This is a genomic window from Olsenella phocaeensis (assembly GCF_900120385.1).
Lineage (GTDB): Bacteria > Actinomycetota > Coriobacteriia > Coriobacteriales > Atopobiaceae > Olsenella_I > Olsenella_I phocaeensis.
The window spans coordinates 1-7,775 of the sequence record NZ_LT635518.1; the positions used below are offsets into that span (position 1 = coordinate 1).

General features: G+C 60.8%; 9 protein-coding genes and 1 pseudogene. 6 read left to right on the forward strand and 4 right to left on the reverse strand.

Translation table 11 applies throughout. The annotated features are described in order from the left end of the window. Positions 1 to 759 (forward strand): MetQ/NlpA family ABC transporter substrate-binding protein (locus tag BQ7388_RS10655; RefSeq protein WP_072500643.1); only part of this gene is annotated, 759 nt, incomplete at its 5' end. A 344-nt stretch (positions 760 to 1,103) separates the two neighbouring features. Here BQ7388_RS10655 and BQ7388_RS10660 read toward each other — a convergent pair. Next, positions 1,104 to 1,703 (reverse strand): MerR family transcriptional regulator, encoded by a 600-nt coding sequence (locus BQ7388_RS10660; RefSeq protein ID WP_407668496.1) that lies wholly within the window; start codon positions 1,701 to 1,703, stop codon positions 1,104 to 1,106. 12 nt (positions 1,704 to 1,715) lie between these two features. Beyond that, positions 1,716 to 1,864: pseudogene (locus BQ7388_RS13145) on the reverse strand (MerR family transcriptional regulator); the annotation flags it as partial. 422 nt (positions 1,865 to 2,286) lie between these two features. On the opposite strand from BQ7388_RS13145, the gene BQ7388_RS10665 reads away from it, so the two are divergent. Next, the gene (locus tag BQ7388_RS10665; RefSeq protein ID WP_072500644.1) at positions 2,287 to 3,927 is read left to right on the forward strand and encodes an aminotransferase class I/II-fold pyridoxal phosphate-dependent enzyme; all 1,641 of its coding nucleotides are present in this window, start codon (positions 2,287 to 2,289) and stop codon (positions 3,925 to 3,927) included. Positions 3,928 to 4,088: 161 nt separating this feature from the next. On the opposite strand, the gene BQ7388_RS10670 is transcribed toward BQ7388_RS10665, so the two are convergent. Next, positions 4,089 to 4,283 (reverse strand): hypothetical protein, encoded by a 195-nt coding sequence (locus BQ7388_RS10670; RefSeq protein WP_062531798.1) that lies wholly within the window; start codon positions 4,281 to 4,283, stop codon positions 4,089 to 4,091. A gap of 373 nt (positions 4,284 to 4,656) precedes the next feature. Here BQ7388_RS10670 and BQ7388_RS10675 point away from each other — a divergent pair, with 373 nt between their 5' ends. The 4 genes from BQ7388_RS10675 to BQ7388_RS10690 all read left to right on the forward strand — a co-directional run bounded on the left by BQ7388_RS10675 (position 4,657) and on the right by BQ7388_RS10690 (position 7,223). After that, entirely contained in the window at positions 4,657 to 5,235 is a 579-nt protein-coding gene (locus BQ7388_RS10675) for a xanthine phosphoribosyltransferase (protein ID WP_062531799.1), read from the forward strand. Between the two features lie 292 nt (positions 5,236 to 5,527). Next, entirely contained in the window at positions 5,528 to 5,806 is a 279-nt protein-coding gene (locus tag BQ7388_RS10680) for a type II toxin-antitoxin system RelB/DinJ family antitoxin (RefSeq protein ID WP_009278652.1), read from the forward strand. A gap of 9 nt (positions 5,807 to 5,815) precedes the next feature. Next, positions 5,816 to 6,097 carry a type II toxin-antitoxin system YafQ family toxin gene (locus tag BQ7388_RS10685; protein ID WP_072500645.1) on the forward strand — a complete coding sequence of 94 codons (282 nt, stop codon included), beginning with the start codon at positions 5,816 to 5,818 and terminating at the stop codon, positions 6,095 to 6,097. Positions 6,098 to 6,350: 253 nt separating this feature from the next. Continuing rightward, positions 6,351 to 7,223, forward strand: coding sequence for a CRISPR-associated endonuclease Cas3'' (locus BQ7388_RS10690; protein ID WP_072500646.1), 873 nt, complete (start codon positions 6,351 to 6,353; stop codon positions 7,221 to 7,223). Positions 7,224 to 7,261: 38 nt separating this feature from the next. Here the strand turns inward: BQ7388_RS10690 and BQ7388_RS12505 are convergent. Then, positions 7,262 to 7,775: site-specific integrase (locus BQ7388_RS12505; RefSeq protein ID WP_159430852.1), on the reverse strand; the 514-nt coding region annotated here is incomplete at its 5' end.

Genomic DNA, 7,775 nt, shown 5'->3' on the forward strand with positions numbered 1-7,775 from the left:
CCTGGCAGCGGCTCCGCCGCCGCGGACGCCTCGACCCTCTCCGTCGCCGCGTCCCCCGCGCCTCACGCCAAGATCCTGACCGACTTCGCCGCCCCCAAGCTGGCGGAGCAGGGCCTGACGCTGGACGTGCGCGAGTACACTGACTACATCATTCCCAACCAGGTGGTGAGCTCCGGAGAGGTGGACTGCAACTACTTCCAGCACATCAACTACCTCAACAACTACAACGAGCAGAACGGCACCGACCTCGTGGGCGTCGCCGCCATCCACTACGAGCCCTTCGGCGTGTACGCGGGCAAGTCGAGTGACCTCAAGGCCATAGCCGACGGCGCCTCCATCGCCGTGCCCAACGACCCCACCAATGAGGGTCGTGCGTTCCTGCTCCTGCAGCAGGAGGGCCTGCTCACGTTGAGCGACCCCGAGAAGCTCGACGCGACGCCTCTCGACGTGGCCCAGAACCCCCACAACCTCAAGTTCGTCGAGGTGGAGGCAGCCGCCGTCGCGCGTCAGCTCCAGGACGTGGACTTCGCCGTCATCAACGGCAACTACGCCATCGAGGCCGGCCTGCACGTGGCTGACGCCGTGGCCATCGAGTCCGCGGAGAGCAAGGCCGTCGAGCAGTACGCCAACTACATCGTGACCAGGCCCCAGAAGAAGGACGACGAGTGCATCGCGAAGCTGGTCGCCGTGCTCACCTCCGACGACTTCAAGCAGTACCTCACCGACACCTACGGACAGGACGTCCTGCCCGCCAAGTAGCGCAGGTTGGTCGGCCCTCGTGCCGGCTGGGATGGGGAAGGGCTGCGGCTCCGTCTGGGGTCGCAGCCCTTTTGTGCTGCGGGTGCATCGGGAGCGGCGGTGCGTCGGGCGCAGCGAGTGCATCGGGAGCGGCGGTGCGTCGGGCCCGCGGATATCGTTCGGGGGCGTCGACTACGTCCGTCGCGTGGTCTTCGTGGCGTCACGCGAAAAAAATTGCGCACGGTAGCTCCGAATTGTGGAGATGACGGACGTTTGCCCAGGTCGCATTCGCCTGAAAGAAATCCAATGCGCAGTTTTTTGGCACGCAGATAGCCTCAAGGGCACTTCGCGCGCCGCCGTGAGGCCTAGAGGTTGGCCTCGAGTGCGGCGACGAGGAACTCCGTCGCCCCCGTCCCCGCTGCACCGTCGTAGTAGTCGATGAAGCGCGGGTCGGCGAGGTAGAGCCTGGCCAGTCCGCAGTGCGCCTCTGTGCTGTAGCTCTCCTCTCCCCAGTGGATCTTGATCCAGCGCTGGTGGAGCAGGCAGAGCTCCTGAGCCTTGGGGCCTCGCGGGTCACCGTCTGCCTTGGCCTCCGCCAGGAGCTCGATGATGCGCTTCTCGATCCGGTCCTTCTCGTTCCACTCCTCCTGCGAGAGCCCCATCAGGCGCTCGTTGGTCTGGTCGATCACGTCAGCCCCATAGCGCCTGCGCGCCTCGTCGCCGTAGCTGCTCTCGAATTCCTCGAGCCGACGCTGCTTGAGCTCCTCGAAGCCTTCCCTCGTGCCCATCCTGCTCACTCCCTCCAGCAGCTCCATGGCTGCCCTCGTGCGCGCGATGGCCTCCTTGACCTGGCGTTCCTGCGCGCGTAGTTCCTCGAGGTGCCGTGCGAGGAGTCCGACCGCGTCGGTGTCGCTGCCGTCGAGCAACTGCCTGATCTCGGCGAGTGGCATGCGACATGCCCGCATGGCGAGGATCTGCCTCAGGCGCTCCACGTCAGCGGGACCATAGCTGCGGTAGCCGTTGGGCATGCGTTTGGGTGCAGCAGGCCCACCTCCTCGTAATAGTGGAGCGTCCGTACGCTCGTGCCTGCGAGCTCCGCCAGCTGCTTTGTCGTGTACTTCTCCACTGTGGCACCTCCTTGGCACGAGCGTACGGCCTCACGTTACGTGGGGGTCAAGGACGATTCTGGCACGGGGTGGGGTTTGTCGTAGTTTCGTGCCGGATGCTTACGCTGACATCGGTCGTCCCATCACGTGCTGGAAAGACAGCAAATCTCACAGAATGCTGTCGATTCTTGCATTTGACCAGTTGCTGGGGAGGAAAGACAGCATTCTGACAGGAATGCCGTCGTTACGTGACCGGTGCTCAACGCGCACGCGAGTGGTGCCGGCGTGCGGCCGACGCGTCCGCTCGCGCCCCGGCGATCCATAGGCGCCACGAGGAGTTCAAAACTATTTTGAACTTGAGCCACTATTCCGGTTGTGTGAGTGCTATTCTCTCCCCTAAATTGAACTTCACACGACAAGAGAATTGAACAAGAGGAGGGACATGGCAGGAAAGACCGACGTCCAGGCGTTCTCAGCCCGCCTCGAGCAGGCGATGGCAGAGCGCGGGCTCAAGCAAGTCGACCTCATCCGCGCGGCGGAAGACAGGGGAGAGAAGCTCGGCAAGAGCCAACTGAGCCAGTACGTGAGCGGCAAGACCCTGCCGCGCTCGGCCTCCATGGTGCTGCTCGCGTCGCTCCTCGGCGTCGACGTCGACTGGCTCGCGCGGGGCAAGGGACGAGCTACGGGGGCCTTCGGGCCCGAAACGGCGGAGGTCGCATCCGCGGCGTCCAACGCATCCGCGGCGCGAGAGGCATCCACGACGCACGAGTCGTATGCGGCATCTGCGGCAACGTCGTCCCCCGCGACCTCCAGCCTCCAGACCGACCACAGCCATGCTGCCGGTGCGCAGCCTTCGAAGGGAAGCAAGATGCGCCAGTTCAAGAAGTCCAGCAAGCTTGACAACGTCCTCTACGACGTGCGCGGACCCGTGGTCGACGAGGCCAACCGCATGGAGGAGAGCGGCACCCACGTCCTCAAGCTCAACATCGGCAACCCGGCGCCCTTTGGCTTCAGGACGCCCGACGAGGTCGTCCACGACATGCGCCACCAGCTCACCGACTGCGAGGGCTACTCCGCGTCGCGTGGCCTCTTCGCGGCCCGCAAGGCCATCATGCAGTACTCGCAGATCAAGGGCCTGCCCAACGTCTCGGTGGACGACATCTATACCGGCAACGGCGTGAGCGAGCTGATCAACCTCTCGATGTCGGCGCTGCTCGACTCCGGCGACGAGATTCTGATTCCCAGCCCCGACTACCCCCTGTGGACGGCCTGCGCCACGCTGGCCGGCGGCACCGTGGTGCACTACCTCTGCGACGAGCAGAGCGACTGGTACCCCGACATGGCCGACATCCGCTCCAAGGTCACCGATCGCACCAAGGCCATCGTGATCATCAACCCCAACAACCCCACGGGCGCTCTGTACCCCCGCGAGGTCCTGCAAGAGATCGTCGACATCGCCCGCGAGCACCAGTTGATCATCTTCTCGGACGAGATCTACGACCGCCTGGTCATGGACGGCGGCGAGCACGTGAGCATCGCCTCGCTGGCGCCGGACCTCTTCTGCGTGACCTTCAGCGGGCTCTCGAAGTCCCACATGATCGCGGGCTACCGCATCGGCTGGATGGTGCTGAGCGGCAACAAGCACATGGCGGAGGACTACATGCTGGGCATCAACATGCTGTCCAACATGCGGCTCTGCTCCAACGTGCCGGCGCAGTCCATCGTGCAGACGGCGCTGTGGGGGCACCAGAGCGTGAACGACTACATCGTGCCGGGCGGGCGCATCTACGAGCAGAGGGAGTTCGTGTACAACGCGCTGTGCGACATGGACGGCGTCAGCGTGGTCAAGCCCAAGGCGGCCTTCTACATCTTCCCCCGGCTCGATCCCAAGAAGTTCAACATCCAGGACGACGAGCGCTTCGCCCTCGACCTGCTGCGAGACAAGAAGGTCCTGATCGTGCACGGCAAGGGCTTCAACTGGGAGACCCCGGGCTACTTCCGTATCGTCTACCTGCCGCGCATCGAGGTGCTCGAGGACGCCATGGTGAAGCTCAACGACTTCCTGAAGTACTACCGGCAGTAGGCAGACGAAAGAGAGAAGCCTTCGTTCTTTGCCGCGAGTGTCTCGAGCAGTTTTCTGCGCAACAAACCGCCCCGTGGGCCAGCCGGACCCACGGGGCGTCTGCGCGGCCAGGTCATCGTGCCGGCCTCGCGAGGTTTTTGGGCGGAAGCGCCTGCGACGCGCTAGAGGGGATACAGCCCCTGGGGGCGGATGCGCTGTGCGGAGCTGTCGCAGCGCTTGCTGTGGTTGGCCTCGGGCCCAGACTGGTTCTGCCTCCTGTGGCAGATGGCGTCGATGCCAGAGACGACCGCCGTGAGCAGCAGCACGGCGATGACCGTGAACAGGGAGTCGAAGACTAGAGCACCAGTGACCGACATGGCAACCCACCTTTCCCCGCTAGCGAGCCAACCGCTGACCAAGTTCGTTGTAACATGTTTCCGTACATATTTCAAGATTGTTACGTGATTTGTGTATTACCAGGTGAGAGTGGCGCTACGGCCTTTCACGAAAGATGGTAAAGCATCAAAAAAGTCTCTAAATGACCTGCATGCATTTTCTCGAACATGCAAGACGGCGACTAGATTTGCGACGCCATGCGAAGTCATGAGCAAAGTCGGTCAATAGTTGCGTGAAGCTGTGTGCCGCCTCCTTTGGGACGCTTTGTGTCGGCTTTGGCACCGGATGACCCGCCATCGTGCGCGATGTCGTATCCTGTTGCAAATCTATTCGCGAGCAGCGGGGGGGTCGCAGGTGAAGCTGCTGGAAGAGCGCATCAAGGCGGACGGTGTAGTAAAGAGCGACCAGGTGCTCAAGGTCGACTCGTTCCTGAACCACCAGATGGACATCGGGCTCTTCCGTCAGATGGCGCGCCAGTGGAGGCACGACTTCGACGGCGCGCCCATCAACAAGGTCCTCACCATCGAGGCGAGTGGCATCGCCATCGCCGCCATCGTGGCCGAGGAGTTCGGCGTGCCCGTGGTCTTCGCCAAGAAGAGCCAGAGCGTGAACCTGGACGGCACCGTGTACTCCACGCGCATCACCAGCTTCACCCACAAGCGCGAGTACGACGTGATCGTGTCCGCCAAGTTCCTGGGTCAGGACGACCACGTGCTGATTATCGACGACTTCATGGCCAACGGCTGCGCCATGGACGGCCTGGTAGAGATATGCGAGGCCGCGGGCGCCACTGTGGAGGGCATTGGCATCGCGGTGGAGAAGGGCTTCCAGCCAGGCGGCGACAGTCTGCGGGCCAAGGGCTACCGCGTCGACTCGCTGGCCATCGTGGAGTCGATGGACTCCGAGACGGGGGAGATTGCGTTCCGCGAGTAAGGCGAGACTATAAGGCAGAACGTACGACGCGGCTCCCGGGGGCCGCGCTTTTTTGTGGGGGAGACGATGGTATGAGATTGAGTTGATTCATAAGAATCTATGTCGGCTCTCCGTCTTCAGAGCTAACTGCGTCAATGGCGAGTAAGGGTCTTGACTCTTGTCTGAGCAAAGTCCAAATCGAATGACTTCTCTCAGGCGTGACTTCATGAGACGCAGATTGTTCACTCAAGTTCTCTTGGTACAAATGTGTTACATTAACAACACAATGCAATACATAAGAGAGGATTAAAACATGGCCAAGACAGCCACAATTAGCATGCGTGTAGATCCACAGGTGAAGACTAACGCTGAGTCCATCTTCTCGGACCTGGGCATGACCCTTACCGAGGCAATCAATGTGTTCCTCTGCAAGTCAGTCATGGAGGGCGGACTGCCGTTTGACGTACGCCAGCCTCGCTACAACACGGAAACAGAGGTGGCAATGGTCGAGGCTCGTGACATCATGAATGGGAAGGTGTCGGCCGACTCATACGATTCCGTTGCATCTATGTTTTCCGCGCTGGACGAGTAGGTACGAGCGATGTGGCTGAAGCTTGTATTTACGTCGCAGTTCAAAAAGGACTACAAGAAGGCAAAAAGACGTGGCTTAGATATGAGCGAGCTGCGGACCGTACTTGAAAGCTTGTCTAATGAAGAGACGCTTGAAAAACGATATCGTGACCATGCGCTTGTAGGTAGATACATTGGCTTCCGAGAATGCCATGTTCGGCCAGATTGGTTGCTTGTGTACTCCATTGATAGGGACGCGCTCATACTCGTTGCGGCACGGACTGGAACTCATTCGGATTTGTTTGACGAATAGCCGAGTTGTGCTTCGATGGTAAAGTCAAAACGTAGTGTTGTCGTTGCTTGCCCTTGGCTGCGACGTGGATTGAAACATGTTTGTTAGACGGGTTTCGCGTCAGAAAAAGCCTTGTGGCATGTATATCTGCCACAGGGCTTTTGCGTTTGGCGGCAATATGCTCCCGTTCAAGTCATTTTATTTACCCGACTAACTAACATGAAAGATATATTGCTACTATCGAAATGAAGCAAGATGGGCGGGGGGGGGTCGCATGACGAAGTACGCACACTCAGGTCTGCTGCCAGACAAGAGTGACTGGCAGACGCTGGAGGATCATCTCCACGAAGTCAGCCGTATGGCAGGAGAGTTTGCCGCACCGTTCGATGCAGGCCCTTGGGCAGAAGCTGCCGGTGCGCTCCACGATGCGGGCAAGGCGTATCCGGAGTTTCAGCTGCGTCTCGAGGGGAAGTACCCCGCCTTCGATCACTCGAGTGCGGGCGCCCGTCTCGCTCGCTTGGTGTATCCGAAAAACCAGATTAATGAGGGGAATCCCCTTGTACCTATAGTTTCTGGACACCATACCGGGCTGCAGAACAATTCGGAAGTCGAGGGAAGAATTCGGCTTGACAGCGAGACACACCCGGATGATGACCTTCGTGACGAATTCGCGGCATATGAAACGATGCTTCCACCAGAGGATATTTCGACGAGAAGGGCCCTGCTTCCATTGAGGCGTCCAGTCGATTGCAGACGCGAAGAACTCGCGACGTTCAATATGTTCACCATGGAAAGGCTTATCTTCAGCTCTCTCGTGGATGCGGACTGGCTTGATACAGAGCGTGTGAGAAGTCCGGAAAACTACGAAGTCCGCCTAGCAGCCAGGGAAGTGCAATGTACTGTTGAACAATTGCTTGAGCGTCTCGTAACTTATCGATCCGAGCGCTTCTCGGGTGCTCCAAACACTCCGGTTAACTCAGCTCGTGCAGAGATGCTTGAGCGTGCATGCCAGTTGGCGGATAGCCCCACCGGCATCTTCTTGCTTGACATGCCTACGGGGAGCGGAAAGACGCTTACGTCTCTTGAGTTCGCCTTGAGACATGCAAAAAAGAACCACCAGACACGCGTCGTCTATTCACATTTGTAAAACAGCAGGTAAATGGCTTGCATAACCGCTTCGCGTCCCTAATCGTCCCTATGCTCCCACACGGGCGTCCTCGCGTATGCCGCCGCCACGGCCTCGACGAGCTGCGCGGGACGCGGCCTCTCGTAGTGCCTGCCGGTCACCCCCGGCATGGCGTGGCCCATAAGGGACTCAATCACCGACTGGTCAAGGAGCAGCCTGTGGCGCGCTACCGTCTGCCACGACGGGCGCAGCGACTGGAACGACATGCGAGGAAGGCCAGAGGACCTCAGCGCAGCTCCGAACGCGTGTCTCGCGCGGCCCTTGCCAGGCGCTGGGCCGTCACCGGACAGCCACTCCATGCCGTTGCGCAGGCGTCCCGTGGCAATCTCCGCTAGCCTCTCGGCGGGGCTTCCGGCAATCACGGCAACCCTCACGCTCTGGCGCGTCTTGAGCGCACCGTCCGGCCCCATGTGCCCGTCCCTGTCGCCCGCAGTCCTCCGCACGCGCACGGTCGCCACCGGGACGCCGTCGCACTCGCCGAGCGTCACCTCGGAGCACCGCACTCCCAGGGCC

Coding starts and splice junctions, on each gene's coding strand:
- BQ7388_RS10690 (WP_072500646.1), top strand. CDS start 6,351: ATGACGAAGTACGCACACTCAGGTCTGCTGCCAGACAAGAGTGACTGG.
- BQ7388_RS10660 (WP_407668496.1), bottom strand. CDS start 1,703: ATGCGGGCATGTCGCATGCCACTCGCCGAGATCAGGCAGTTGCTCGAC.
- BQ7388_RS10670 (WP_062531798.1), bottom strand. CDS start 4,283: ATGTCGGTCACTGGTGCTCTAGTCTTCGACTCCCTGTTCACGGTCATC.
- BQ7388_RS10680 (WP_009278652.1), top strand. CDS start 5,528: ATGGCCAAGACAGCCACAATTAGCATGCGTGTAGATCCACAGGTGAAG.
- BQ7388_RS10665 (WP_072500644.1), top strand. CDS start 2,287: ATGGCAGGAAAGACCGACGTCCAGGCGTTCTCAGCCCGCCTCGAGCAG.
- BQ7388_RS10685 (WP_072500645.1), top strand. CDS start 5,816: ATGTGGCTGAAGCTTGTATTTACGTCGCAGTTCAAAAAGGACTACAAG.